The sequence below is a fragment of the Pseudomonas sp. H2_D02 genome, assembly GCF_054677635.1.
This window is the reverse complement of the sequence record NZ_CP162816.1, coordinates 5,150,146-5,174,412: the sequence shown is the minus strand read 5'-3', so window position 1 is coordinate 5,174,412 and position 24,267 is coordinate 5,150,146. Positions and strand designations below refer to the sequence as shown.

The following is a 24,267-nucleotide window of genomic DNA, read 5'->3' as shown; positions in this document are numbered from 1 at the left end:
GACAATGCTTAAATGTGACCGGTCGGTTCAAGCCGCCATCCAACTGTCAGTTTCCTAGCGCCCCCAGGGGCGTCAATTTTTGACGACAAGATCATTAGGGGCTTTGTTTTCATGTCTGCTTCCCTCGCATTCGTCTTTCCAGGACAGGGCTCGCAGTCCCTCGGCATGCTGGCCGAGCTGGGCGCGCAATACCCGCTGGTCCTCGAAACATTCAAAGAAGCGTCCGACGCGCTCGGCTACGACTTGTGGGCACTGACCCAGCAAGGGCCGGAAGAGCAACTCAATCAAACCGATAAAACCCAACCGGCCATCCTTACCGCCTCGATTGCCTTGTGGCGCCTGTGGCTGGCTGAAGGCGGCGCGCGCCCGGCGTTTGTCGCCGGTCATAGCCTGGGTGAATACAGCGCACTCGTGGCCGCTGGCAGCCTGAGCCTGGCTGATGCGGTGAAACTGGTGGAGCGTCGTGGCCAGTTGATGCAAGAAGCCGTTCCGGCCGGGCAGGGCGGCATGGCCGCGATCCTCGGCCTGGAAGATGCCGATGTGTTGGCTGCCTGCGCCGAAGCGGCGCAAGGCGACGTGGTCAGCGCCGTCAACTTCAACTCCCCGGGCCAGGTGGTTATCGCCGGAGCCAAGGCTGCCGTCGAGCGTGCCATCGAAGGCTGCAAGGCCCGTGGCGCCAAGCGCGCCATGCCGCTGCCGGTCAGCGTGCCGTCGCACTGCGAACTGATGCGTCCGGCCGCCGAGCGTTTTGCCGAGTCCATCGCCGCCATCGACTGGCAGGCTCCGCAGATTCCTGTTGTGCAGAACGTCAGCGCCAACGTGGCGCCTGATCTCGAGACCCTCAAGCGCGACTTGCTGGAGCAGCTCTACAAGCCGGTTCGCTGGGTCGAATCGGTGCAGACCCTGGCGGCCAAGGGCGCGACCGAGCTGGTCGAATGCGGCCCTGGCAAGGTGCTGGCAGGCCTGAACAAGCGCTGCGCCGAAGGCGTGTCCACTTCCAACCTCAACACCCCAGACGCTTTCGCTGCCGCTCGCGCAGCGCAAGCCTGAACAGGAGAAGCTTGCATGAGTCTGCAAGGTAAAGTTGCACTGGTGACCGGTGCAAGCCGCGGCATCGGCCAGGCCATTGCCCTGGAACTGGGTCGCCAAGGCGCCATCGTTGTCGGCACCGCGACGTCCGCTTCGGGCGCCGAGCGTATCGCCGCGACCTTGAAGGAAAACGGTATCCAGGGCACCGGGCTCGAGCTCAACGTGACCAGTGATGAATCCGTTGCCGCCGTGTTGGCAAGCATCCAGGAGCAGTTCGGTGCACCGGCGATCCTGGTGAATAATGCCGGCATCACCCGCGATAACCTGATGATGCGCATGAAAGATGACGAGTGGTTCGACGTGGTCGACACCAACCTGAACAGCCTCTACCGGCTGTCCAAGGGCGTCTTGCGCGGCATGACCAAGGCACGTTGGGGCCGAATTATCAGTATCGGCTCGGTTGTGGGTGCCATGGGCAACGCAGGCCAAGTAAACTATGCTGCGGCGAAAGCCGGTCTGGAAGGTTTCAGCCGTGCGCTGGCACGAGAAGTCGGTTCGCGCTCGATTACGGTAAACTCGGTTGCACCGGGTTTCATCGACACCGACATGACCCGTGAACTGCCGGAAGCACAGCGTGAAGCCTTGTTGACCCAGATTCCGCTGGGTCGTCTGGGGCAAGCTCAAGAAATCGCGTCCGTGGTCGCTTTTCTTGCTTCGGACGGTGCGGCATACGTGACCGGGGCTACAATCCCGGTGAACGGCGGGATGTACATGAGTTAAATGTGACGGATTGCTTCAAAAAAATGTCATACGAGCTGTCTAAAATCCGTTATAAAGCTGCAATCTATTTATAGGCGGCGGGCCCCAGGGTTCGAGGAGTGAAGCTTTCGGTTGAAAAACCGAAAAGTCTTTCTATACACTTACCCACCGGCCAGCTGCCTGAATTTGTCCATTAGGAGTGAAAACAAGGTATGAGCACCATCGAAGAGCGCGTCAAGAAAATCGTTGCCGAGCAACTGGGCGTTAAAGAAGAAGAAGTTGTGAACACCGCTTCCTTCGTTGAAGACCTGGGTGCCGACTCCCTTGACACTGTTGAGCTGGTGATGGCTCTGGAAGAGGAATTCGAGACCGAGATTCCTGACGAAGAAGCTGAAAAGATCACTACTGTACAAGCTGCTATCGACTACGTTACCAGCCATCAGGCGTAATCGTTTTTAGTCGTCGCTAGCTGTCATGGAAAAACCGCACTGCCATCACGGCGTGCGGTTTTTTCTTTAGGCCTGATGCAAAGTCGTCATTTGAAAAAGGAGAGTGCTGTGTCGCGTAGACGCGTCGTAGTCACCGGTATGGGTATGTTGTCGCCACTGGGCACGGATGTGCCAAGCAGTTGGCAGGGCATTCTGGCTGGCCGTAGTGGCATTGGTCTGATCGAACACACCGACCTTTCTGCCTATTCCACCCGTTTTGGCGGCTCGGTAAAAGGCTTCAATGTCGAGGAATACTTGTCGGTCAAGGAAGCTCGCAAGCTTGACCTGTTCATTCAATACGGCTTGGCAGCCGGGTTCCAGGCGGTGCGCAACGCCGGGCTGGAAGTGACCGATGCCAATCGTGAACGCATCGGCGTGGCCATGGGCTCGGGTATTGGCGGCTTGACCAATATCGAAGAAACCAGCCGCACGCTGCACGATTCGGGGCCGCGACGGATTTCTCCGTTCTTCGTGCCGGGCTCGATCATCAATATGATTTCCGGTTTCCTGTCCATCCACTTGGGTGCACAGGGGCCTAACTACGCCATCGCTACGGCGTGCACCACCGGCACCCACTGCATCGGCATGGCCGCGCGCAACATCATGTACGACGAAGCCGACGTGATGATTGCCGGTGGCGCCGAAATGGCCGCTTGCGGCCTGGGCATGGGCGGTTTCGGCGCGTCCCGTGCGCTGTCGACCCGCAACGATGAGCCAGCACGTGCCAGCCGACCATGGGACAAGGGCCGTGACGGCTTCGTGCTGTCCGACGGTGCCGGTGCGCTGGTGCTCGAAGAGCTGGAACACGCCAAGGCCCGCGGCGCGACCATCTATGCCGAGCTGATCGGTTTTGGCACCAGTGGCGACGCGTACCACATGACGTCGCCACCGGCCGATGGCGCCGGTGCCGCCCGTTGCATCGCCAACGCCTTGCGTGACGCGAAGATCAACGGCGACCAAGTGCAATACATCAACGCTCACGGCACTTCTACTCCGGCGGGTGACTTGGCCGAAGCCCAGGCGATCAAGACGGTGTTTGGCGAACACGCCTACAAGCTGGCGGTCAGCTCCACCAAGTCCATGACCGGTCACTTGCTGGGTGCGGCAGGGGCCGTGGAAGCGATCTTCAGCGTCCTGGCGATCAACAGCCAGACAGCGCCGCCGACCATCAACCTCGAGGAGCCTGACGAAGGGTGCGACCTGGACTTCGTGCCGCATACAGCCCGTGGCATGGACATCGATGTGGTGTTGTCCAACTCCTTCGGTTTTGGCGGGACCAATGGTTCGCTGGTGTTCCGCCGGTTCGCAGGTTGATGGAGAGCTGGGTCGACGGTCAACCGGCTGACGTCCTGTCGCTGAAAGATCGCGGCCTGGCTTATGGCGATGGGTTGTTCGAGACCATCGCCGTGCGCAATGGCAGGCCACTGTTGCTGGAGCGTCACTTGCAGCGCCTGGAAACAGGCTGCCAGCGACTGGCGCTCAGGGTCGACATGACGGTGGTGAGCGCCGAGCTGAGCGCTTACGCCCGGTGTCAGGGTGACGGCGTGATGAAATTGATCGTGACCCGTGGCGACAGTCAGCGTGGTTATGCCGCCGATCCCTCGGCCACCGCCCGACGCATCCTGCAGGGCAGTGCTCCTGTTGCTTATCCCGCTGCCCATGCCGAGCAAGGCGTGTTCCTGTTTCCCTGTTCAGTGCGCTTGTCCGAGCAGCCTTTGCTTGCCGGTCTCAAGCACCTCAATCGCCTGGAACAGGTGCTGGCCCGTGCTGAGTGGACTGATTCGCGGTATGCCGACGGCTTGATGCAGGACGCGTCCGGGCGGGTGATCGAAGGTGTGTTCAGTAACCTGTTCCTGGTGCGCGATGGGGTCTTGTCTACAGCGGACCTGAGCCGTTGTGGTGTCGCCGGGGTGATGCGCGCAGAATTGTTGTTTCAAGCCAATTCCCAAGGTATCGCTACGCAAATCATGGATATCAGCCTCGAACAGCTGCACCAGGCCGATGAGGTCTTTGTCTGCAACAGCGTATATGGCGTGTGGCCGGTACTCGGATGCGGTTCGGCACGCTGGTCGGCTGGCCCACTCACCCGTAAACTGCAGACCCTTGCCCGTGCGCTATTGGATGCCTGATTCGTGAGACGTAAATTCTTGCTGCTGCTGGAGACCGGACTGGTTCTGGCAGGGCTGTTGTTGGGCGCTTCAGCCTGGAAGATTCATTCGGCGCTGCAACAGCCGCTGAACATCACCCAGGAAGAGTTGCTGGACGTACCCAACGGGACCACCCCGACCGGAACCTTGAAGCGCCTCGAAGCCGACGGCCTGATCAAGGACGCCTTCTGGCTGCGTATTTATTGGCGCTTCAATCTAGCCGACCAGCCATTGCACTCCGGTGAATATCGGATGGTGCCGGGCATGACCATGGAAGCCTTGATCGGCGTCTGGAAGCGCGGAGATGTGGTGCAGTACAGCGTGACGCTGGTGGAGGGCTGGAATTTCCGTCAGGTGCGCGCGGCATTGGCCAAGGACGAAAAACTCCAGCAGACCCTTGCTGGCCTGAGCGACAGCCAGGTCATGGACCGCCTTGGTCATTCGGGCGTGTTCCCCGAAGGCCGGTTCTTCCCGGATACCTACCGCTTCGTGCGGGGCACCACGGATGCCGATCTGTTGAAGAAGGCCTACGATCGGCTGGACGACGTGCTTGCCAAAGAGTGGGCACAGCGTGCCGCCGACGTCCCGTACAGCCAACCCTATCAGGCCCTGATCATGGCCTCCCTGATAGAAAAGGAAACCGGGGTGCCCCAGGAACGTGGCCAGATCGCTGGAGTGTTCGTGCGTCGCCTGCGTCTGGGCATGCTGCTGCAGACCGACCCGACCGTGATCTATGGCCTCGGCGAGCGCTACACCGGCAAGCTCACCCGTGCCCATCTGAAAGAAGAGAATCCCTATAACACTTACCTGATCCCGGGTTTGCCGCCGACACCGATTGCAATGGTGGGGCGCGAAGCGATCCACGCGGCGTTGAACCCGGCCGACGGCAACAGTCTTTACTTCGTTGCCCGTGGCGATGGCAGCCATGTTTTTTCCGATGATCTGGAGACGCACAACAACGCGGTGCGTGAATTCCAGCTCAAGCGCCGTGCCGATTATCGCTCCAGTCCGGCCCCGGCGGCCCCGGATGATTCGGCACCGATTCCCGCAGCGTCACCGGACACGGCGCCTGAAGCCGTGCCTCAGGTGCCGCCACAAGAGCCTGCCCCCGAACCGAATGCGAGCGAGCCGCCGAGCTCGCAATGACTTTGACTAAGGATCGCCCGTGACTGGCTTGTTTATCACACTGGAAGGCCCGGAAGGCGCCGGCAAGAGCACCAATCGCGAGTACCTGGCCGAACGCCTGCGGGCTGCCGGCATCGAGGTGGTGCTGACCCGCGAGCCGGGCGGCACGCCACTGGCCGAGCGGATTCGCGAGGTGCTGCTGGCACCGGCGGATGAAATCATGAATCCCGATACCGAATTGTTGCTGGTGTTTGCCGCGCGGGCGCAGCATTTGGCCGAGGTGATTCGCCCGGCGCTGGCTCGCGGCGCTGTCGTGTTGTGCGACCGCTTTACCGATTCGACTTATGCCTATCAGGGCGGCGGGCGTGGCTTGTCCCTTGAGCGCATCGCGACGCTGGAAACCTTTGTCCAGGGTGACCTGCGTCCCGACCTGACCCTGGTTTTCGACCTGCCAGTTGAAATCGGCCTGGCACGGGCAAGCGCTCGTGGCCGGCTGGACCGCTTCGAGCTTGAAGGGCAGGGGTTCTTCAACGCCGTGCGCAATGCCTTCCTGGGGCGCGCCAAGGCTGATCCGGCGCGTTACCTGTTGATCGATGCCGCTCAGCCGTTGAGGCAGGTCCAGCAATCGCTGGAGGATTTGTTGCCGCGCTTGCTGGAGCGTGCCCGTGGCTGAAGCTTATCCCTGGCAGGACGGCCTTTGGCAACAACTGGCCGGCCGTGCCCAGCACGCCCATGCCTACCTGTTGCATGGCCCGGTCGGAATCGGCAAGCGAGCGCTGGCCGAACGCCTGATGGCCAGCCTGTTGTGCCAGGCCCCGGCGGCCTCGAATGCCTGTGGTGAATGCAAGTCCTGCCTGTTGCTCAAGGCCGGTAGCCATCCTGACAATTACGTGCTGGAGCCGGAAGAGGCGGACAAGGCGATCAAGGTCGACCAGGTTCGTGACCTGGTCAGCTTCGTGGTCCAGACCTCGCAAATGGGCGGGCGCAAAGTGGTGCTGATCGAGCCGGTGGAGTCGATGAACATCAACGCCGCCAACGCCTTGCTCAAGAGCCTCGAAGAGCCTTCCGGCGATACCGTGCTGTTGCTGGTCAGCCATCAGCCGAGCCGTTTGCTGCCGACCATCAAGAGCCGTTGCGTTCAGCAGGCCTGTCCGCTGCCCAGCGAGGCAATGAGCCTGCAATGGCTGGCAAAGGCCTTGCCTGACAGCTCCGATGAAGAGCGCGTCGAACTGCTGACCCTGGCCGCCGGCTCGCCGCTGGCGGCGGTCAGCCTCCAGGCCCAGGGCGTGCGCGAGCAGCGGGCCCTGGTCGTGGACGGCGTGAAGAAGCTGCTCAAGCAGCAGCAATCGCCGACACAACTGGCCGAGGGGTGGAACGCCATCCCCTTGTTGCTGTTGTTCGACTGGTTCTGCGATTGGTCGAGCCTGATCCTGCGTTATCAGCTCACCGAGGACGAAGCCGGCCTCGGATTGCCGGATATGCGCAAGGTGATCCAGTACCTGGCGCAAAAAAGCAGCCAGGACAAAATCTTGAACATTCAGGACTGGATTCTTGCCCAACGTCAGAAGGTGCTGAGCAAGGCGAACCTCAATCGCGTGTTGCTGCTGGAGGCGCTGTTGGTGCAATGGGCGAGTTTGCCTGGTCGTACCTGACAGAGGCACTAGACTCAGCTCAATCGCAGCGGAGATCAGCATGAACGAACCTGTCAGTCCCGGGCCACGCAACGGCATCCTGTCCCTGACCATCAAGGACAAGTCCGTGCTTTACGCAGCCTACATGCCGTTTATCAAGAACGGTGGCCTGTTCATTCCCACCAACAAGAATTATCGCCTGGGCGACGAGGTGTTCATGCTGTTGAGCCTGATGGACGAAGCGGAAAAGATACCGGTCGCCGGCAAGGTCATCTGGATAACCCCCAAGGGCGCCCAGGGTAATCGGGCCGCCGGCGTTGGCGTGCAGTTCAACGAGGGTGACAACTCGGCCCGCAATCAGATCGAAACCCACCTGGCCGGATCGCTCAAGTCCGACCGTCCTACCCATACGATGTAGCCTGGCCCCTTATGCTCGTAGACTCTCATTGCCACCTCGATCGCCTCGACCTTGCCGCCCACGGCGGTTCCCTGGATGCCGCGCTGGATGCCGCGCGCCAGCGGGGCGTCGGACACTTCCTGTGCATCGGCGTCAGCGCCGACAACGCTGCCGACGTCAAGGTCCTGGCCGAACGTTATGAGGATGTCGATTGTTCGGTCGGCATCCACCCGCTGGACGTACAACCCGATGCTACGCCCGCCCTGGACTGGCTGCTGCATGAACTCGACCACCCTCGAGTCGTCGCCATCGGCGAAACCGGTCTCGATTATCACTACGAGCCGGAGGCCTCCGAGGTACAGCAGGCGTCGTTCCGCTTGCACTTGGAAGCCGCAAGACAGACCGGCAAGCCGGTGATTATCCACACCCGTGGGGCACGGGCCGATACTTTGGCCCTGTTGCGCGACGCGGCGCTGCCCCAGGCCGGTGTGTTGCATTGCTTCACTGAAGATTGGGACATGGCCAAGGCTGCGCTGGACATGGGTTATTACATTTCCTTGTCCGGTATTGTCACGTTCCGCAATGCCGACGCCTTGCGCGACGTTGCCAGCAAGGTGCCGGCCGATCGCCTGTTGGTCGAGACCGACTCGCCTTACCTGGCGCCAATCCCGTATCGCGGCAAGCCAAACCTTCCGCAATATGTGCGGGAAGTGGCGGAGTTCCTGGCGATGTTGCGGGGGGAATCCTATGGCCGGTTCGCGGAGCAAACCACGGAAAACTTCAAGCGCCTGTTCCCATTGGCGCGCGTCCGTTCGCCGATGGCCTGAAACCGAGACAAAAAAAACCCGGGTTCTGGGGGGTGAATCCGGGTTAAGACCATTAGGAGTAAAACAAAGGCACGCGGTCCGTTGGCACCTTTATCGGCGCGTCACTTGGGGGAGATGTCGCGCCGACAGTTCAAGTATTGATCACTATGGCAGTGCGTCCAGTTTCACCGGGTTGGTTTTTAAACAAATTTGGAATACGTTCGCTTCGGATAGGTTCTCATTGTGCCTGACGCCTGCGCTGCGATAAGGCATCAGTTGAAACGGAGGAGCCGGATTTGCGCGGTTTTGTTGAGATCTGTGGCCCAGAACGGATGATCCGTGCATTTTTGCGTAAGTTAGGCATAATACCGGGCTTCGAATTTTGACCCTTCAGACCTTTTTCTTATGCACAAAGAACCCCGTAAGGTCCGTGAGTTTCGTCGCCGCGAGCAGGAAATTCTCGACACCGCGCTCAAGTTGTTCCTCGACCAGGGCGAAGACAGCGTCACCGTCGAGATGATTGCGGATGCCGTGGGTATCGGCAAAGGCACGATCTATAAACACTTCAAATCCAAGGCTGAGATCTACCTGCGCCTGATGCTCGATTACGAGCGCGATTTGAACGAGCTCCTGCATTCGGCCGATGTCGACAAGGACAAGGAAGCCCTGTCCCGGGCCTACTTCGAGTTCCGTATGCGCGACCCGCAACGTTATCGCTTGTTCGATCGCCTCGAAGAAAAGGTGGTCAAGGGCAACCAGGTGCCAGAGATGGTCGAGGAGCTGCACAAGATTCGCGCTTCGAACTTCGATCGCCTGACCCTCTTGATCAAGGGCCGGATCAGCGAAGGCAAGCTCGAAGACGTGCCGCCGTATTTCCATTATTGCGCTGCCTGGGCATTGGTACATGGCGCGGTGGCGCTGTATCACTCGCCGTTCTGGAGCAACGTGCTCGAAGATCAGGAAGGTTTCTTCCAGTTCCTGATGGACATCGGCGTGCGCATGGGCAACAAGCGCAAGCGCGACCCGGAAGTCCCGAGCAGTTGAGGCATTCAGCTACCTGATTGCGCCATGTCCGCTTACATGGCGCAGTGCCCGAGGAATATACTCAGGCTTGGGTCTTGCGAAAACTTGATTTCTAGGTCAATTTTCTCGGACTCGATTCTTCTTTCGCCGGAGTGATCCATGATCGTTGACCGTCAAGGCAGGCGTTTTCGCAATTTGCGGATCAGCCTGACTTCAGCCTGCAATTACGCCTGTACCTACTGCGTGCCTGACGGCAAGCGGCTGGTGGCTGCGCAGGATGAACTGTCGGCCGAGGCCATGGCGCGAGGCGTTGCTTATCTGATCGAAGCCGCCGGTATCGAGCGGTTGCGCATCACCGGTGGCGAGCCGCTGGTCAGCCCCAAGCTCGAAAGTTTCATGACGGCGGTGGGGCAGATGGGGTTGGAAGACATCAGCCTGACTACCAACGGTCAGTTGCTGGCGAAGAAATTGCCGTTGTTGGTAAACGCCGGTATCCGTCGCATCAATGTTTCCCTCGACACCCTCGACCCTGCTGCGTTTCGCAGCATCGCCCGTGGCGGCGACCTGGCGACCGTGCTGGACGGCATGGAGCAAGCCCGGGCCGCCGGGATGAAAATCAAGGTCAACATGGTGCCGTTGCGCGGGCAGAACCTCGATCAGGTGATGCCGTTGCTGGAGTATTGCCTGGAACGTGGCTATGAACTGCGGTTCATCGAGTTGATGCGCATGGGCCACCTGGCCAGCGATTCCAATGCGTTCCTGCAACAGTTCGTCAGCCTCCAGCAACTGCTGGGCCTGATTGGCGAGCAATACGAATACCTGCAGGCCGATGCGCCTGTCGATGCGACAGCCGTGCGCTACGAAATTCCGGGGTTAGGCCATTTTGGCGTGATCGCCAACGAGAGCGTGCCGTTCTGCCGGACCTGTTCGCGACTGCGCTTGTCGTCCACCGGCTGGCTGCATGGCTGCCTGTCGTCGAGCAACCGTCACTTCGTCGGCGATCTGCTGGACAAGCCTCGTCACCAAGCCTTGCCGGCGCTCCAGCGTCTGCTGGTCAAGGCGCTGGGGGACAAGCAGGAAGTGGCGTTTTCCGGTGGCGCAACCATCATGAAAATCATCGGTGGCTGAATAAGGCTGTTGTGGCGAGGGGATTTATCCCCGCTGGGTTGCGCAGCCACCCCGGAACTATCGCCTCGGAGAATCAGGTCGAACATTTCTGTCCTTTGGGGGCGCTTCGCACCCAGCGGGGATAAATCCCCTCGCCACAGGAATAATGAACCATTCCCCCATCAAGCTGGCGCAAAAGCTGCATCCCACGGCCATTCGCCGGTTTTCCGTCACCGGTTTTTGGAGGATAGGATGCGTAGCCTGTTTTTGCTGCTGACCGTTTTGACGCTTGGTGGCTGCATGAATGTCAGCGACATGGGGGAGGGCGTTCGTTATCACATGAGCGATGCCGGCCTGCTGGACCATAGCGACAGCCGCCGCGTGAACAACCTGCGCATCCAGCCGGATTCCTTCATCTACATCGCCCAAGGCGCTTTTGCTCCGCCGGGCAGCGCCTATCCTCGGCCCAACGTCGTGGCTGAAGAAGCCTTCAACGGTTTCATCGAATATTTCCCGATGGTTCGTCGCGCCCGAGTCCCGGAAGGCCTCGACCAGGCGATGGGCGAAGCGCGGGCTGCTGGCGCCCACTACCTGCTTTACACCCGCTTCGCCAAGGCCGACAACCGCATCGGCAATACTGACGAATGGCTGGATGAGGAGGCCGTGGATCGCCTGGGCGTCGACACCAGCGTGATTCAAATCATGTTGATCGAGACCAGCACCCAGTATTTGATTGATACTGCACGCATCAAGAGCCGTGGCGGTTTGCTGACGTTGCACGACAAGCAGCCACAAGACCTCATCGCCACGCCGTTGCGTGAGTACGCCCGCAGCCTGCTGGGGATGAGCGACGAATAAACAGAAGGAGACACCATGAGCGGACCGCAAAAAGCCAATGACCTGCTGGGGCAGATCCCCAAGACCAAAGGCCTGCCTCCGGTCCACTTGTGGAACCCCGACTTCTGCGGCGACATCGACATGCGTATCGCCCGGGACGGCACCTGGTATTACCTGGGCACGCCCATCGGGCGCAAGCCGATGGTCAAGCTGTTCTCCACCATCATTCGCCGCGACGGCGATGATTATTTCCTGATCACTCCCGTGGAAAAAGTCGGCATCAAGGTCGATGACGCGCCGTTCGTGGCGGTGACTCTTGAAGTCGAAGGGCAGGGTGAAGCGCAGTTGTTGCGCTTCACCACCAATGTCGAGGAAATCACCGAAGCCGGCCCGGAACATCCGATGCGCGTCGTGATCGATCCCCAGACCCAGGAACCGGCGCCCTACGTGCATGTGCGCAGCAACCTCGAGGCCTTGATCCATCGCAACGTGTTCTACCAACTGGTGGAGCTGGCGGTCAGCCGCGAGATCGACGGGCAGAGTTGGTTGGGCGTGTGGAGTGGTGGCGAGTTCTTCCCCATCGGCCTGGAACCCTGATCCTTGTGGAAGTGAGGGTTGATCCAACATCCGCGTCGGCTGAAGGATCGCTATCGCGAGCAAGCTCGCTCCCACAGTGGATTTGGGGTGCCTGCAATATCTGTGTGCGCCACCAAACCCTGTGGGAGCGAGCTTGCTCGCGAAGGCGTCGGTACATCCAACACCTTCACAACTGACCCACCGCTTTCGCGAGCAAGTCCGCTCCCACAGTGGTATGCAAAATTCAAATTGACACCCAATCGTATGATGATTAGCGTGGGCGCCTAACAAAAAATCGCCCACGGGGTATTCATGTCCAGCAGTTTTCACGCATCGACCGTCGATTGGCTGGGGGGCTGGATTGCCGCCGGCCAGGTCAAGCCTGGGCAAACCATCAAGGTCGAAGCAGACCTTGGCGAGCAACTGGGCGTCAGCCGCACGGTGATTCGCGAGGCCATCAAGACGCTGGTTGCCAAAGGCATGCTGGAGGTCGGGCCGAAGGTCGGCACGCGGGTGCTGCCGGTGCGCCGCTGGAATCTGTTTGATCCGCAAGTAGTCGGCTGGCTGTCACGCAGTGGCCTGCCGGAAAACTTCGTCGACGACCTGCTGGACCTGCGACGCACCATCGAACCCATGGCCGTGAGATGGGCCTGCGAACGGGCGACGGCCGAGCAGGTGCAGGCGATCCGCGTGGCCTATCATGCCTTGGAGCGGGCGGTGGACAGCGGCGCGGATTACAACCGCGCCGACCAGTTCTTCCACGAATGCATTCTCGCCGCCAGCCACAATCAATTCATCGAACAAATGGTTCCGGCCTTGGGCGCGTTGCTGGCGGTTTCGTTCGAGGTGTCGGCGGCCGACCCGGACGAGCTGCGCCGCACTTTGCCGATCCACAAGGACATTGCCGAGGCGATCGCCGCACGGGATGCGACGCGGGGCGTCTGGGCCTGCATGACCCTGATCGATAACGCAGACCTGGCCATCAAGCGTTTTTATCCCAATGTCATGGCCGGTCGACCAGATAACGCCGGGGCACCCGGGGACAGGAGGTTTCAATGAAGTGGACGGCTTTGACAGAACACCGCGCGAAGCTGGGCGAGGGGCCATTCTGGGATGAGCCGACGCAGGCGTTGTATTGGGTCGATATCATCGGCAAGCAAGCGCTGCGGCTGATTGGCGCGAACGTGCAGATCTGGCAGATGCCCGAACACGTCTCGGCGTTTATCCCGACCCAGAGCGGCGACGCGTTGGTGACGCTGAGCAGTGGTGTCTATCGGTTGGATCTCGATTCGCCAGGGTTGGAGCCGCGCCTGAAGCTGCTGTGCATGGCCGATCCACAGCCTGGCAACCGCGCCAACGAAGCCCGCTGCGACGCGTTGGGCCAGCTCTGGCTCGGTACCATGCAGAACAACATCGGTGAACATGGCGAAGACCTGCCTGTCGAGCGGCGTTCCGGCGGCCTGTTCCGTGTCGGGACCGATGGCCGTGTGATGCCGTTGCTACGCGGCCTGGGTATTCCCAACACGCTGTTATGGAGCCCCGATGGCACGACGGTGTATTTCGGCGAAAGCCTGGACGGCACGCTGTACCGTCATTTCATTTACCCCGATGGCAAGCTGGCGCCGGCTGAAGTCTGGTTCGGACCCCATTCCCGTGGCGGCCCGGACGGTTCGGCCATGGATGCACGGGGTTATGTCTGGAACGCTCGCTGGGACGGCAGTTGCCTGCTGCGGTTGCATCCGGACGGCCATGTCGATCGGGTGATAGAACTGCCGGTCAGTCGCCCGACCAGTTGTGTATTCGGCGGGGAAGATCTCAAGACGCTGTACATCACCAGTGCGGCCAGTCCGCTCGGTCATCCGCTGGACGGTGCGGTGCTGTCGATGCGCGTCGATGTGCCGGGCATGCCTTGTACGCGGTTCGCTGGTTAAATCCCAAAATATGGGATGTAAATATATATATTGAGATTATTTGGCGGTCGGGTTTATAGTCGGCTCCATCAGCAATACGCACTCACACTAAAAAAACAAAACAGGTGAAGCGATGCATCAATCTTTTCCCGGACGCCCTGGCGGCGTCCGCGAACAACTCCTCGTTCAGGCTCTGTCAGGCCGGCCATCAACGGATGTCCGGTTTTTGTCGTGCCTGCCTGCGGGAGTCATGATTCATGGCTGACGTGCTGTGCTTGCCGCCCGTGCCCGAGCCTCCCAAAGGGCAGCGACTGAAAGACAAGGTCGTGTTGCTGACCGGCGCGGCCCAAGGTATCGGCGAAGCAATCGTGGCCGCATTCGCGTCGCAACAGGCACGACTGGTGATCAGCGATATCCAGGCTGAAAAAGTCGAAGCCGTCGCCGCCCATTGGCGCGGACAAGGCGCCGATGTGCAGGCGCTGAAGGTCGACGTTTCGAACCAGCAGGATCTGCACGCCATGGCCCGCCGGGCTGTTGAACTGCACGGTCGCATCGATGTGCTGGTGAACTGCGCTGGCGTCAATGTGTTCCGCGATCCGCTGGAAATGACCGAAGAGGACTGGCGCCGCTGCTTCGCCATCGACCTGGATGGCGCCTGGTACGGTTGCAAGGCGGTATTGCCGCAAATGATCGAGCAGGGCGTGGGCAGCATCATCAACATTGCCTCGACCCATTCGTCCCACATCATTCCTGGCTGTTTCCCGTATCCCGTCGCCAAGCATGGGCTGCTGGGCCTGACCCGCGCCCTGGGCATCGAGTACGCGCCCAAGGGCGTGCGCGTGAATGCCATCGCGCCGGGCTACATCGAGACGCAACTGAACATCGACTACTGGAACGGCTTCGCCGATCCCCATGCCGAACGCCAGCGCGCGCTGGATCTGCACCCGCCACGGCGTATCGGGCAGCCGATCGAAGTGGCGATGACGGCCGTATTCCTGGCCAGTGACGAAGCACCGTTTATCAATGCTTCATGCATCACCATCGATGGTGGACGTTCGGTCATGTACCACGACTGAACATTCTTGGATTGCGGTAGGAAACTTCGCCTGTAATCCAATCATCATACGATATGACTATTTAGACCTATGCTGTGCAGTAACACGATTTGAGCGACCAGCCTGCGCGTTTCCACCCACGTGGAGCAGATCCCTGGACGTTTGGCTTTCAATAAAAAAAACAAGGAGTCAGCTATGAAACATCGTCGTGGGATCCGTTCCCTGTGTCGCGCCGCCCTGGCGGTGACCGCGGTCAGCCTCAGCAGCCACTTGCTGGCGGCCGATCCGGTAAAAATCGGTTTCCTGGTCAAGCAGGCCGAGGAGCCCTGGTTCCAGACCGAGTGGGCGTTCGCTGAAAAAGCTGCCAAAGACAAAGGCTTCCAATTGATCAAGATCGCCGTGCCCGACGGCGAGAAAACCCTCTCGGCCATCGACAGCCTGGCCGCCAACGGTGCCAAGGGCTTTGTGATCTGCCCGCCGGACGTGTCCCTCGGCCCGGCCATCATGGCCAAGGCCAAACTCAATGATCTCAAGGTGATTGCCGTGGACGACCGTTTTGTCGATTCCAAGGGCAAGTTCATGGAAGACGTGCCGTACCTGGGCATGGCTGCGTTCGAGGTGGGCCAGAAGCAAGGCGCCGCCATGGCGGCCGAAGCGAAAAAACGTGGCTGGGACTGGAAAGACACCTACGCGGTGGTCAACACCTTCAACGAACTGGACACCGGCAAGAAGCGCACCGACGGTTCGGTCAAGTCTCTGGAAGATGCAGGCATGCCGAAAGACCACATCCTCTTCGCGGCCCTGAAAACTCTCGACGTCCCCGGCAGCATGGACTCCACCAACTCGGCGTTGGTGAAGCTGCCAAGCGGCGCGAAAAACCTGATCATCGGCGGCATGAACGACAACACCGTGCTGGGCGGCGTGCGTGCCACCGAAGCGGCCGGGTTCAAGGCGGCCAACGTGATCGGTATTGGTATCAACGGCACTGACGCCATCGGCGAGCTGAAGAAACCGGAAAGCGGCTTCTTCGGTTCGATGCTGCCGAGCCCGCACATCGAAGGCTACAAGACTGCCGAAATGATGTACGAGTGGGTCACCACCGGCAAGGAGCCGCCGAAGTACACCGCCATGGACGAGGTGACGCTGATCACCCGGGAGAACTTCAAGCAGGAGCTGGAAAAGATCGGCTTGTGGAATTGATGGCCGGTTGATTCAAAAGCGGCCCCGGTCACACACGTGACGGGGTCGCTTGATCTCTGTAAGTTCGAGGTGGTTATGCAAGCGCAAACAGCGGCACAGCAACAGAACATCGGTGGCAGCTTGCGATTCAACGGGATCGGTAAATCGTTTCCCGGCGTGCAGGCGCTGGCCAATATCAGTTTCGTCGCGCATCCGGGGCAGGTGCATGCCTTGATGGGCGAGAACGGCGCGGGCAAGTCCACCTTGCTCAAGATCCTCGGTGGCGCCTACATTCCGAGCAGCGGTGATCTGCAGATCGGCGAGCAGACGATGGCCTTCAAAGGCACCGCCGACAGCATCGCCAATGGTGTCGCGGTGATTCACCAGGAGTTGCACCTGGTGCCGGAAATGACCGTCGCGGAGAACTTGTTCCTCGGTCACTTGCCGGCGCGTTTCGGCCTGGTCAATCGTGGCGTGCTGCGCCAGCAGGCGTTGACGCTGCTCAAAGGCCTGGCGGACGAAATCGACCCACAGGAAAAAGTCGGTCGCCTGTCCCTGGGTCAGCGCCAATTGGTGGAAATCGCCAAGGCGTTGTCCCGTGGCGCCCATGTCATCGCCTTCGACGAGCCGACCAGCAGCCTGTCGGCCCGGGAAATCGACCGGTTGATGGCGATCATCGCCCGTCTGCGGGACGAGGGCAAAGTGGTGCTGTACGTCAGCCATCGCATGGAGGAAGTGTTCCGTATCTGTAACGCAGTGACGGTCTTCAAGGACGGGCGTTATGTCCGTACTTTCGAGAACATGAGCGAGCTGACCCATGATCAGTTGGTCACGTGCATGGTCGGTCGCGATATCCAGGACATTTATGACTATCGTCCCCGGGAGCGCGGCGATGTGGCGTTGCAGGTAAAGGGCCTGCTCGGGCCGGGCTTGCGCGAACCGGTGAGTTTCCAGGTGCACAAGGGCGAGATCCTCGGGTTGTTCGGGCTGGTCGGCGCCGGTCGTACCGAGCTGTTTCGCTTGCTCAGTGGCCTGGAGCGCCAGAGCGAGGGCAGCCTGGTGCTGCACGGCAAGGAATTGAAACTGCGTTCGCCCCGCGATGCCATCGCCGCTGGCGTGCTGCTCTGCCCGGAAGACCGCAAGAAGGAAGGCATTATCCCGTTGGGCAGCGTGGGCGAGAACATCAACATCAGCGCTCGTCCGGCTCATTCCGCGCTCGGCTGCCTATTGCGTGGTGACTGGGAGCGCGGCAATGCCGACAAGCAGATCAAGTCGCTGAAGGTGAAGACCCCGGCGGCGAGCCAGAAAATCATGTACCTGTCCGGCGGCAACCAGCAGAAGGCGATTCTGGGTCGCTGGCTGTCGATGCCGATGAAAGTCCTGCTGCTGGATGAGCCGACCCGTGGCATCGACATCGGTGCCAAGGCCGAGATCTACCAGATTATCCACAACCTGGCGGCGGAGGGCATCGCGGTGATTGTGGTGTCCAGTGACCTGATGGAAGTGATGGGCATTTCCGACCGAATCCTGGTGCTCTGCGAAGGGGCCATGCGTGGCGAGCTGCCGCGCGACCAGGCCAACGAATCCAACCTGCTGCAACTGGCGCTGCCGCGCCAACGCGTTGCCGACGCGGCGAACTGAGAGGTAAATCATGACCATTCAAAACAATGCACTGCCAACGGCACGCAAACCCCTGGACCTGCGCCGCTTCCTCGATGACTGGGTCATGTTGCTGGCGGCCATCGGCATCTTCGTGCTCTGCACCCTGATGATCGACAACTTCCTGTCGCCGTTGAACATGCGGGGCCTGGGCCTGGCGATTTCCACCACCGGCATCGCCGCGTGCACCATGTTGTATTGCCTGGCGTCCGGGCACTTCGACTTGTCGGTGGGGTCGGTCATTGCCTGCGCCGAGCGTGGTTGCGGCAGTGGTGATGCGCGACACTGACAGCGTCTTCCTCGGGGTCAGCGCGGCGTTGGTGATGGGGCTGATCGTTGGCCTGATCAATGGCATCGTGATTGCGAAACTGCGGGTCAATGCACTGATTACCACGCTGGCGACCATGCAGATCGTCCGTGGCCTGGCCTATATCTTTGCCAACGGTAAAGCGGTTGGCGTTTCCGAAGAATCTTTCTTCGTCTTCGGCAACGGCCAGTTGTTCGGCGTGCCGGTGCCGATCCTGATCACCATTGCCTGCTTCCTGTTCTTCGGCTGGCTGCTGAACTACACCACCTACGGGCGCAACACCATGGCCATCGGTGGCAACCAGGAAGCGGCGTTGTTGGCAGGGGTGAACGTTGATCGCACCAAGATCATCATCTTCGCCGTGCACGGCATTATTGGTGCGCTGGCGGGTGTGATCCTGGCCTCGCGCATGACGTCGGGCCAACCGATGATCGGCCAAGGCTTCGAGCTGACCGTGATCTCGGCCTGCGTGCTCGGTGGGGTTTCGTTGAGCGGCGGCATCGGCATGATCCGCCACGTCATCGCGGGCGTGCTGATCCTGGCGATCATCGAGAACGCGATGAACCTGAAGAACATCGACACCTTCTACCAATACGTCATCCGCGGCTCGATCCTGTTGCTGGCGGTGGTGATTGACCGGTTGAAGCAGCGCTGAAGATTCTGTCAACCAATACACCGCCTTCGCGAGCAAGCCCGCTCCCACAGGTTGTTGTGCCAGGCTCAGAACTTCGGCGCAGCACAGAACCAGTGTGGGAGCGGGCTTGCTCGCGAAGGCGTCGGCACATCCAACACTTCCTTAGCTGACCCACCGCTTTCGCGAGCAAGCTCGCTCCCACAGGGTTTTGTGCCAGGCGCAAAACTCAGGCATACCGGAGATTCAATGTGGGAGCGAGCTTGCTCGCGAAGGCGTCGGCACATTAACACTTCCTTAGCTGACCCACCGCTTTCGCGAGCAAGCCCGCCCCCACAGGTTTTTGTGCCAGGCTCAGAACTTCGGCGCAGCGCAGAACCCGTGTGGGAGCGAGCTTGCTCGCGAAGGCGTCCTCCCTGACGCCAACCATCACCCGGCCTTGCGCAACGCTTCGACCAGTTCCTGCTTGCGCATCTTCGAACGCCCGGGAATGTTTTTCGCCCGGGCTTCCTTCATCAGGCTGTCCACCGTCTGGGCCTCGTGGGAGGCTTTGCTGGTGCGCGGATGACCCTCGCGGGACTTGGCGGCGCGGCGGGCTGATTCCTTGCGGTCGGACTGTTTCGCTTCGGCGGGTTTTTTCTTGCCGGAGCCACCGGAGCGCTCACCGCCGCCCGACTGCTTGTTGACGGTGGCCCAGGCCCGAGCCTCGGCCTCGCCCTCCGACACACCTTTGTGTTCATAGCTCTCTTCGATGTGCTCAGCCTTGCGCTTTTGCTTGTCGGTGTATTTGTCTTTGCTTCCACGAGGCATGGGATGTCCTCCTCAGTGTCCGAGTAGAGCCTACTGGCTGGCGGCGCCACCTTCGGAGCCCGAGCCTCCGGTAGTGGTTTTCGAACCCACGCCGGTCTCGGCGTTGTCGGGGGCAGTGGAGTCGGGGGTGTTCATGCCGCCCTGACGCCCCGTGTCGTTGCCTTGGACCCGTGGATCGGTGCCCGTCGCGGGTGGCTGGCCATTGTTCAGCGTGCCGCCGGTGCCGTCGGTGTTCAATTTGGGCAAGCCTTGGGTGGCGGGCGAGTTCGGTGCCTGAACCGGGTCGGTCGGCCCGGTCCCCGAGGTCGTGGCCGCGAATGCCGCCGAGGACAACAATGCCGCGAAGGTGAATGCTGTCAGCCTTGAATTGATCATGGTGTCGCCTCCATTTTTTGGAATGCTTGCCAGATTTTTGGCCGCGCTGGAGCGGGGTTGGTGCCTGAGGGGCGACGAACGGCACCGTGGAAGTTTGTCTGTAGAAGATGTGACGAGCGGCGCCTGGCGGCTTAGTATGGCGCTTTCAATTGGCTACAAGGCCCGTTCATGTCGATCGAGATCCGTCCCGCGCAACCCAGCGATGCGCCGCAAATCCTTGCGTTCATCACCGAGCTTGCCGATTACGAAAAAGCCCGCCACGAAGTCATTGCCAGCGTTGCGGACATCGAGCGCAGCCTGTTCAGCGAAGGCGCGACCGCCCACGGCCTGATCTGCCTGCGCGATGGCGTACCGATAGGTTTCGCGGTGTTTTTCTTCAGCTATTCCACCTGGCTGGGCAGCAATTGCCTGTACCTCGAAGACTTGTACATCACACCTGAACAGCGCGGTGGCGGGGCGGGCAAGACACTCTTGCGGCATCTGGCCAAGATCGCCTGCGACAACGATTGCGGTCGCTTCGAGTGGAGCGTACTGGACTGGAACACCCCGGCCATCGACTTCTATAAGTCCCTCGGCGCGCAACCCCAGGAAGAGTGGGTGCGCTATCGAATGGATGGCAAGGTGCTCCGGGACTTCGCTAACGGCAACTGAAGTTCATGAGTACGCGTCGGACGCGTATTCGGCAAATCCCGGCCGTTGTTCGAGCCGCTTGCAATAAGCGGCCACCGCAGGGTAGTCCGGACGCTCCATGGGCGTCTGGCGCCAGCGATGTGTGGACAGGCCGATGAGCACGTCCGCGAGGGAAAAGTCCGCGCCGGCCACGTAAGCGCCGGTGTGGTTCAGCTGTTGTTCCAGCAAGCCCATCTTGTCGTTCCAGCGTTTGACGCCGAGCGGCGATGAGTTGTGGGTCCTGGAAATCCGGGTGCTTGCGCACCAGTCCGTGAAACGCATCGCCCCATGACGGGTTGAGCTCGGTGGCTTGCCAATCCATCCACTGCTCTACACGCGCCCGTGCGGCAGGTTCGGCGGGTAGCAGATCGTCGCGCCCATGCTTGCCTACGAGGTAGCGGCAGATGGTGTTCGACTCCCAGAGCACGCCGTTCTCATCGATGATCACCGGCACCTGGGCGTTGGGGTTGAGCGCCAGGAACGCCGGGTCGTGGGTCGAGGCAAAACCGATGCCCCAGTCTTCACGCTCATAGTCGATGTCCAGTTCCTGACAAGTCCACAAGACTTTTCTGACGTTGATCGAGGAAGTGCGTCCGAGGATTTTCAGCGTTTGTCCCATCACTTTTTTCCCTGAGTTGTTTGGCGTCCGGTCAGAAAACGTAGCAGGGTCTTGGCTGGATGGCGATGGTTTTGCGGTTATTACGAGAATCCCAATATATGGGAGTGATATTTATATATTGAGATTTTATTGCCCGCGGGTTTATAGTCCGCCTCACTCACTGCCCAATAAAACAAAACAGGTGAAGCGGATGCAGGCGCAATTGATCGCGCTCGATTGGGGGACCACCTCATTACGGGCTTATAAACTTGCCGCTGGAGGCGAGGTGCTCGAACAGCGTTCGCTGTCGTCGGGGATCATGCAGTTGCCGTCCGGGCCGCGAACCGTGGCCGGCCAGGTCTGCACCGATGGTTTTGAGCTGGCCTTCGATGAAGCCTGCGGCGACTGGCTGGATGCGCAGCCAGGCTTGCCCGTCATTGCCTGCGGCATGGTCGGCAGCGCCCAGGGTTGGCGGGAAGCGCCTTACTGCGACACGCCGGCAAACGTCGCCAATCTCGGACATTCCCTACAAGTCATTCGGAGCCTTCGTGGTGTCGATGTTCACATCGTGCCAGGAGTGATCCAACACTCCCGGCTGCCCAATGTGATGCGCGGCGAAGAAACCCAGGTGCTCGGTGCGTTGCACAGCCTGCCGAACGAAGCGGTGCTGATCGGCTTGCCTGGCAGCCATTCGAAATGGGTGGAAGTGACCGAGGGCTGCATCGTCCATTTCGATACCTTCATGACGGGCGAGATCTTCGCCGTGCTCAGTGACCACAGCATTCTCGGCCGCACCCAGCAGCGTGGCACGGCGTTCGACGGCGTGGCTTTTGATCGCGGCGTGCAGGTGTCGCTGTCGGCGGATGGGGAGATCGGTCCGTTGTCCACCGTGTTCAGCGCTCGCAGCCTGGGCCTGACGGGTGAGCTCGGCGCGAGCGCCCAGGCCGATTATCTGTCGGGCGTCCTGATCGGCCATGAGCTGACGGCCCTGGCCGCCGTGCAACGTCATCGGCGCAACAGCGTCCACCTGCCGACCGTGGTGCTGATCGGCAACTCTCAACTGTGTGCCCGTTACCAGCGGGCCCTCGACGCCTGCGGTTTCGCCCGGGTGACCCTGGCCGAACAGGCCACCGAACGCGGTTTGTGGCAACTGGCCGTGGCGGCCGGGCTGCTGGAAACCAGCGCATCGCGTTAAACCTACTGGAGACCTGACATGCTCACACAAGCGCTGGCGCACAACGGGCTGATCGCGATTCTGCGCGGCCTGCGCCCCGAGGAAGCGGCATCTATCGGTGAAGTCCTTTATGCCGCTGGATTTCGCGTCATCGAAGTGCCGCTCAATTCCCCCGAACCGTACGAAAGTATCCGCATCCTGCGCAGTACTTTGCCCGCTGATTGCCTGATCGGCGCAGGTACCGTGCTGACGCCGGAACAGGTGGAGCAGGTCAAGGCCGCGGGCGGCCAAGTGATCGTCATGCCTCATAGCGATCCGAAGGTCTTGCGGGCGGCGAAAGCGGCGGGGCTGTACCTGTCTCCCGGCGTTGCCACGCCCACCGAAGCCTTTGCCGCGCTGGCCGAAGGCGCCCATGTGCTGAAGATGTTTCCCGCCGAGCAAATGGGCCCGGCGGTGGTCAAGGCCTGGCTCGCGGTGCTGCCGGCCGGGACAGTGCTGGTGCCGGTGGGCGGGATTACCCCGGACAACATGGCGGTGTTCGTCGAAGCCGGCGTGAAAGGTTTCGGCCTCGGTTCCGGGTTGTTCAAGCCGGGCCTGACAGCGGATGAAGTGGCGGAGCGCGCCAAGGCCTACGTAGCCGCATGGAATGCCTTGAACTGAAGACTTTTCCAGCGCCCCGCGCGCTGCATCTGACAAGAGAGACAACAAGATGAAAATCACCAAACTGACCACGTTTATCGTTCCGCCGCGCTGGTGCTTCCTCAAGGTCGAGACCGACGAAGGCGTGACTGGCTGGGGCGAGCCCGTGGTCGAAGGCCGTGCCCACACAGTGGCGGCCGCCGTTGAAGAACTGTCCGACTACCTGATCGGCAAAGATCCACGCAATATCGAAGACATTTGGACCGTGCTCTATCGCGGCGGCTTCTACCGTGGCGGCGCCGTGCACATGAGCGCCCTGGCCGGTATCGACCAGGCCTTGTGGGACATCAAGGGCAAGGCCCTGGGCGTGTCTGTCAGCGATTTGTTGGGCGGCCAGGTGCGCGACAAGATCCGTGTCTACTCCTGGATCGGCGGCGACCGTCCGGCGGACACCGCTCGGGCGGCTAAAGAGGCCGTCGGACGCGGCTTCACGGCTGTGAAAATGAACGGCACCGAAGAGCTGCAGTTTCTCGACACCTTCGAAAAAGTCGACCTCGCCTTGGCGAACGTGGCGGCGGTGCGCGATGCGGTCGGGCCGAACGTCGGCATTGGCGTGGACTTCCACGGCCGTGTGCACAAGCCGATGGCCAAAGTGCTGATGAAGGAACTCGATCCGTACAAACTGATGTTCATCGAAGAGCCGGTGCTCAGCGAAAACTACGAAGCCCTGAAGGAATTGGCGCCGTTGACCAGCACCCCGATTGCCTTGGGCGAGCGGTTGTTCTCGCGTTGGGATTTCAAGCGGGTGCTCAGCGAAGGCTACGTCGACATCATCCAGCCGGATGCGTCCCACGCCGGCGGCATTACCGAGACTCGCAAGATCGCCAACATGGCCGAAGCCTATGACGTGGCGCTGGCGCTGCACTGCCCGCTGGGCCCGATTGCCTTGGCGGCGTGCCTGCAACTGGACGCGGCTTGCTACAACGCGTTTATCCAGGAGCAGAGCCTGGGTATCCATTACAACGAGAGCAACGACCTGCTGGATTACATCAAGGATCCTCAGGTGTTCGACTACGACAAAGGCTTCGTGAAAATCCCGAACGGTCCTGGCCTGGGCATCGAGATCAACGAGGAATATGTCATCGAGCGCGCGGCCATCGGCCATCGCTGGCGCAACCCGATCTGGCGTCATGCCGATGGCAGTTTTGCCGAGTGGTGAGTCACGCCTGACTCACCCGAGATCCCTGTGGGCCTGTGGTGAATGCAAAACGCATGAGCGCCCCAGATCCCCTGTGGGAGCGAGCTTGCTCGCGATGGCGATGTATCAGTCACACAT

Annotated in this window: 25 protein-coding genes and 2 pseudogenes; 24 read left to right on the top strand and 3 right to left on the bottom strand. The window is 60.7% G+C overall.

Annotation, left to right across the window (positions count from 1 at the left end):
- Nucleotides 1-111 precede the first annotated feature (111 nt).
- From fabD to araH, 20 genes and pseudogenes are all read left to right on the top strand, one after another.
- The gene (gene fabD / locus AB4N42_RS23640) at nucleotides 112-1,050 is read left to right on the top strand and encodes an ACP S-malonyltransferase (protein WP_217861483.1); all 939 of its coding nucleotides are present in this window, start codon (nucleotides 112-114) and stop codon (nucleotides 1,048-1,050) included.
- A 15-nt stretch (nucleotides 1,051-1,065) separates the two neighbouring features.
- Complete coding sequence (gene fabG, locus AB4N42_RS23635; RefSeq protein ID WP_030137707.1) at nucleotides 1,066-1,809, top strand: 3-oxoacyl-ACP reductase FabG; 744 nt, start codon at nucleotides 1,066-1,068, stop codon at nucleotides 1,807-1,809.
- Between the two features lie 191 nt (nucleotides 1,810-2,000).
- The gene (acpP, locus tag AB4N42_RS23630) at nucleotides 2,001-2,237 is read left to right on the top strand and encodes an acyl carrier protein (protein ID WP_003175607.1); all 237 of its coding nucleotides are present in this window, start codon (nucleotides 2,001-2,003) and stop codon (nucleotides 2,235-2,237) included.
- A gap of 108 nt (nucleotides 2,238-2,345) precedes the next feature.
- Nucleotides 2,346-3,590, top strand: coding sequence for a beta-ketoacyl-ACP synthase II (gene fabF, locus AB4N42_RS23625; RefSeq protein ID WP_030137708.1), 1,245 nt, complete (start codon nucleotides 2,346-2,348; stop codon nucleotides 3,588-3,590).
- On the top strand, nucleotides 3,590-4,405 hold the full coding sequence (pabC, locus tag AB4N42_RS23620) for an aminodeoxychorismate lyase (protein ID WP_323155163.1): 816 nt from the start codon (nucleotides 3,590-3,592) through the stop codon (nucleotides 4,403-4,405). Before fabF ends, pabC begins: the two co-directional genes overlap by 1 nt.
- 3 nt (nucleotides 4,406-4,408) lie before the next feature.
- Nucleotides 4,409-5,569 (top strand): endolytic transglycosylase MltG, encoded by a 1,161-nt coding sequence (mltG, locus tag AB4N42_RS23615; RefSeq protein WP_198798202.1) that lies wholly within the window; start codon nucleotides 4,409-4,411, stop codon nucleotides 5,567-5,569.
- A 19-nt stretch (nucleotides 5,570-5,588) separates the two neighbouring features.
- Nucleotides 5,589-6,221 (top strand): dTMP kinase, encoded by a 633-nt coding sequence (gene tmk, locus AB4N42_RS23610; protein ID WP_198798201.1) that lies wholly within the window; start codon nucleotides 5,589-5,591, stop codon nucleotides 6,219-6,221.
- Complete coding sequence (locus tag AB4N42_RS23605; RefSeq protein ID WP_258650028.1) at nucleotides 6,214-7,200, top strand: DNA polymerase III subunit delta'; 987 nt, start codon at nucleotides 6,214-6,216, stop codon at nucleotides 7,198-7,200. The genes tmk and AB4N42_RS23605 overlap by 8 nt, the downstream gene beginning before the upstream one ends.
- 40 nt (nucleotides 7,201-7,240) lie before the next feature.
- The gene (locus AB4N42_RS23600) at nucleotides 7,241-7,597 is read left to right on the top strand and encodes a PilZ domain-containing protein (RefSeq protein WP_030137713.1); all 357 of its coding nucleotides are present in this window, start codon (nucleotides 7,241-7,243) and stop codon (nucleotides 7,595-7,597) included.
- A gap of 11 nt (nucleotides 7,598-7,608) precedes the next feature.
- Nucleotides 7,609-8,403, top strand: a complete 795-nt coding sequence (locus AB4N42_RS23595) for a TatD family hydrolase (RefSeq protein WP_030137714.1) — start codon at nucleotides 7,609-7,611, stop codon at nucleotides 8,401-8,403.
- Nucleotides 8,404-8,787: 384 nt separating this feature from the next.
- Nucleotides 8,788-9,426, top strand: coding sequence for a TetR/AcrR family transcriptional regulator (locus AB4N42_RS23590; RefSeq protein ID WP_030137715.1), 639 nt, complete (start codon nucleotides 8,788-8,790; stop codon nucleotides 9,424-9,426).
- Nucleotides 9,427-9,564: 138 nt separating this feature from the next.
- Nucleotides 9,565-10,533, top strand: a complete 969-nt coding sequence (locus AB4N42_RS23585) for a GTP 3',8-cyclase MoaA (RefSeq protein WP_030137716.1) — start codon at nucleotides 9,565-9,567, stop codon at nucleotides 10,531-10,533.
- Between the two features lie 231 nt (nucleotides 10,534-10,764).
- Entirely contained in the window at nucleotides 10,765-11,370 is a 606-nt protein-coding gene (locus AB4N42_RS23580) for a DUF4823 domain-containing protein (RefSeq protein ID WP_030137717.1), read from the top strand.
- A gap of 15 nt (nucleotides 11,371-11,385) precedes the next feature.
- Nucleotides 11,386-11,946, top strand: coding sequence for a DUF1285 domain-containing protein (locus AB4N42_RS23575; protein WP_217861486.1), 561 nt, complete (start codon nucleotides 11,386-11,388; stop codon nucleotides 11,944-11,946).
- A gap of 291 nt (nucleotides 11,947-12,237) precedes the next feature.
- Entirely contained in the window at nucleotides 12,238-12,984 is a 747-nt protein-coding gene (locus AB4N42_RS23570) for a FadR/GntR family transcriptional regulator (RefSeq protein ID WP_030137719.1), read from the top strand.
- A complete protein-coding gene (locus AB4N42_RS23565; protein WP_198798200.1) occupies nucleotides 12,981-13,856 on the top strand; it encodes an SMP-30/gluconolactonase/LRE family protein in 876 nt (291 codons plus the stop codon). Before AB4N42_RS23570 ends, AB4N42_RS23565 begins: the two co-directional genes overlap by 4 nt.
- Before the next feature lie 236 nt (nucleotides 13,857-14,092).
- A complete protein-coding gene (locus tag AB4N42_RS23560) occupies nucleotides 14,093-14,911 on the top strand; it encodes an SDR family oxidoreductase (protein WP_217861487.1) in 819 nt (272 codons plus the stop codon).
- A 174-nt stretch (nucleotides 14,912-15,085) separates the two neighbouring features.
- Nucleotides 15,086-16,090, top strand: coding sequence for a substrate-binding domain-containing protein (locus AB4N42_RS23555; protein WP_030137722.1), 1,005 nt, complete (start codon nucleotides 15,086-15,088; stop codon nucleotides 16,088-16,090).
- A 75-nt stretch (nucleotides 16,091-16,165) separates the two neighbouring features.
- A complete protein-coding gene (gene araG / locus AB4N42_RS23550) occupies nucleotides 16,166-17,710 on the top strand; it encodes an L-arabinose ABC transporter ATP-binding protein AraG (RefSeq protein ID WP_407683847.1) in 1,545 nt (514 codons plus the stop codon).
- A gap of 10 nt (nucleotides 17,711-17,720) precedes the next feature.
- A pseudogene (gene araH / locus AB4N42_RS23545) lies at nucleotides 17,721-18,690 on the top strand (L-arabinose ABC transporter permease AraH).
- Nucleotides 18,691-19,095: 405 nt separating this feature from the next.
- Here the strand turns inward: araH and AB4N42_RS23540 are convergent.
- Both AB4N42_RS23540 and AB4N42_RS23535 read right to left on the bottom strand, forming a co-directional pair.
- Nucleotides 19,096-19,476: a Rho termination factor N-terminal domain-containing protein gene (locus tag AB4N42_RS23540; protein ID WP_030137725.1), complete on the bottom strand. Its 381-nt coding sequence runs from the start codon at nucleotides 19,474-19,476 to the stop codon at nucleotides 19,096-19,098.
- A 30-nt stretch (nucleotides 19,477-19,506) separates the two neighbouring features.
- Nucleotides 19,507-19,851 carry a hypothetical protein gene (locus tag AB4N42_RS23535; protein WP_198797946.1) on the bottom strand — a complete coding sequence of 115 codons (345 nt, stop codon included), beginning with the start codon at nucleotides 19,849-19,851 and terminating at the stop codon, nucleotides 19,507-19,509.
- 168 nt (nucleotides 19,852-20,019) lie between these two features.
- On the opposite strand from AB4N42_RS23535, the gene AB4N42_RS23530 reads away from it, so the two are divergent.
- On the top strand, nucleotides 20,020-20,502 hold the full coding sequence (locus tag AB4N42_RS23530; RefSeq protein ID WP_030137727.1) for a GNAT family N-acetyltransferase: 483 nt from the start codon (nucleotides 20,020-20,022) through the stop codon (nucleotides 20,500-20,502).
- 3 nt (nucleotides 20,503-20,505) lie between these two features.
- Here AB4N42_RS23530 and AB4N42_RS23525 read toward each other — a convergent pair.
- Nucleotides 20,506-21,139, bottom strand: a pseudogene (locus AB4N42_RS23525) (glutathione S-transferase family protein).
- A gap of 190 nt (nucleotides 21,140-21,329) precedes the next feature.
- Between AB4N42_RS23525 and AB4N42_RS23520 the strand changes: the two are divergent.
- From AB4N42_RS23520 to dgoD, 3 genes are read left to right on the top strand one after another with little or no spacing between them, the layout of a single operon-like run.
- The gene (locus AB4N42_RS23520) at nucleotides 21,330-22,313 is read left to right on the top strand and encodes a 2-dehydro-3-deoxygalactonokinase (protein ID WP_407683849.1); all 984 of its coding nucleotides are present in this window, start codon (nucleotides 21,330-21,332) and stop codon (nucleotides 22,311-22,313) included.
- An 18-nt stretch (nucleotides 22,314-22,331) separates the two neighbouring features.
- Complete coding sequence (locus AB4N42_RS23515) at nucleotides 22,332-22,952, top strand: 2-dehydro-3-deoxy-6-phosphogalactonate aldolase (protein WP_030137730.1); 621 nt, start codon at nucleotides 22,332-22,334, stop codon at nucleotides 22,950-22,952.
- Nucleotides 22,953-23,001: 49 nt separating this feature from the next.
- Nucleotides 23,002-24,150, top strand: a complete 1,149-nt coding sequence (gene dgoD, locus AB4N42_RS23510) for a galactonate dehydratase (protein ID WP_030137731.1) — start codon at nucleotides 23,002-23,004, stop codon at nucleotides 24,148-24,150.
- The last annotated feature ends 117 nt before the right edge of the window (nucleotides 24,151-24,267 follow it).

What these genes read in the sequence shown, in the direction of transcription:
- AB4N42_RS23565 (WP_198798200.1), top strand. Translation starts at nt 12,981, where the DNA reads ATGAAGTGGACGGCTTTGACAGAACACCGCGCGAAGCTGGGCGAGGGG.
- AB4N42_RS23600 (WP_030137713.1), top strand. Translation starts at nt 7,241, where the DNA reads ATGAACGAACCTGTCAGTCCCGGGCCACGCAACGGCATCCTGTCCCTG.
- AB4N42_RS23595 (WP_030137714.1), top strand. Translation starts at nt 7,609, where the DNA reads ATGCTCGTAGACTCTCATTGCCACCTCGATCGCCTCGACCTTGCCGCC.
- AB4N42_RS23570 (WP_030137719.1), top strand. Translation starts at nt 12,238, where the DNA reads ATGTCCAGCAGTTTTCACGCATCGACCGTCGATTGGCTGGGGGGCTGG.
- AB4N42_RS23585 (WP_030137716.1), top strand. Translation starts at nt 9,565, where the DNA reads ATGATCGTTGACCGTCAAGGCAGGCGTTTTCGCAATTTGCGGATCAGC.
- AB4N42_RS23540 (WP_030137725.1), bottom strand. Translation starts at nt 19,476, where the DNA reads ATGCCTCGTGGAAGCAAAGACAAATACACCGACAAGCAAAAGCGCAAG.
- AB4N42_RS23555 (WP_030137722.1), top strand. Translation starts at nt 15,086, where the DNA reads ATGAAACATCGTCGTGGGATCCGTTCCCTGTGTCGCGCCGCCCTGGCG.
- pabC (WP_323155163.1), top strand. Translation starts at nt 3,590, where the DNA reads ATGGAGAGCTGGGTCGACGGTCAACCGGCTGACGTCCTGTCGCTGAAA.
- AB4N42_RS23560 (WP_217861487.1), top strand. Translation starts at nt 14,093, where the DNA reads ATGGCTGACGTGCTGTGCTTGCCGCCCGTGCCCGAGCCTCCCAAAGGG.
- acpP (WP_003175607.1), top strand. Translation starts at nt 2,001, where the DNA reads ATGAGCACCATCGAAGAGCGCGTCAAGAAAATCGTTGCCGAGCAACTG.
- AB4N42_RS23515 (WP_030137730.1), top strand. Translation starts at nt 22,332, where the DNA reads ATGCTCACACAAGCGCTGGCGCACAACGGGCTGATCGCGATTCTGCGC.
- AB4N42_RS23580 (WP_030137717.1), top strand. Translation starts at nt 10,765, where the DNA reads ATGCGTAGCCTGTTTTTGCTGCTGACCGTTTTGACGCTTGGTGGCTGC.
- AB4N42_RS23530 (WP_030137727.1), top strand. Translation starts at nt 20,020, where the DNA reads ATGTCGATCGAGATCCGTCCCGCGCAACCCAGCGATGCGCCGCAAATC.
- AB4N42_RS23520 (WP_407683849.1), top strand. Translation starts at nt 21,330, where the DNA reads ATGCAGGCGCAATTGATCGCGCTCGATTGGGGGACCACCTCATTACGG.
- fabG (WP_030137707.1), top strand. Translation starts at nt 1,066, where the DNA reads ATGAGTCTGCAAGGTAAAGTTGCACTGGTGACCGGTGCAAGCCGCGGC.
- AB4N42_RS23590 (WP_030137715.1), top strand. Translation starts at nt 8,788, where the DNA reads ATGCACAAAGAACCCCGTAAGGTCCGTGAGTTTCGTCGCCGCGAGCAG.
- araG (WP_407683847.1), top strand. Translation starts at nt 16,166, where the DNA reads ATGCAAGCGCAAACAGCGGCACAGCAACAGAACATCGGTGGCAGCTTG.
- fabD (WP_217861483.1), top strand. Translation starts at nt 112, where the DNA reads ATGTCTGCTTCCCTCGCATTCGTCTTTCCAGGACAGGGCTCGCAGTCC.
- dgoD (WP_030137731.1), top strand. Translation starts at nt 23,002, where the DNA reads ATGAAAATCACCAAACTGACCACGTTTATCGTTCCGCCGCGCTGGTGC.
- AB4N42_RS23535 (WP_198797946.1), bottom strand. Translation starts at nt 19,851, where the DNA reads ATGATCAATTCAAGGCTGACAGCATTCACCTTCGCGGCATTGTTGTCC.
- AB4N42_RS23575 (WP_217861486.1), top strand. Translation starts at nt 11,386, where the DNA reads ATGAGCGGACCGCAAAAAGCCAATGACCTGCTGGGGCAGATCCCCAAG.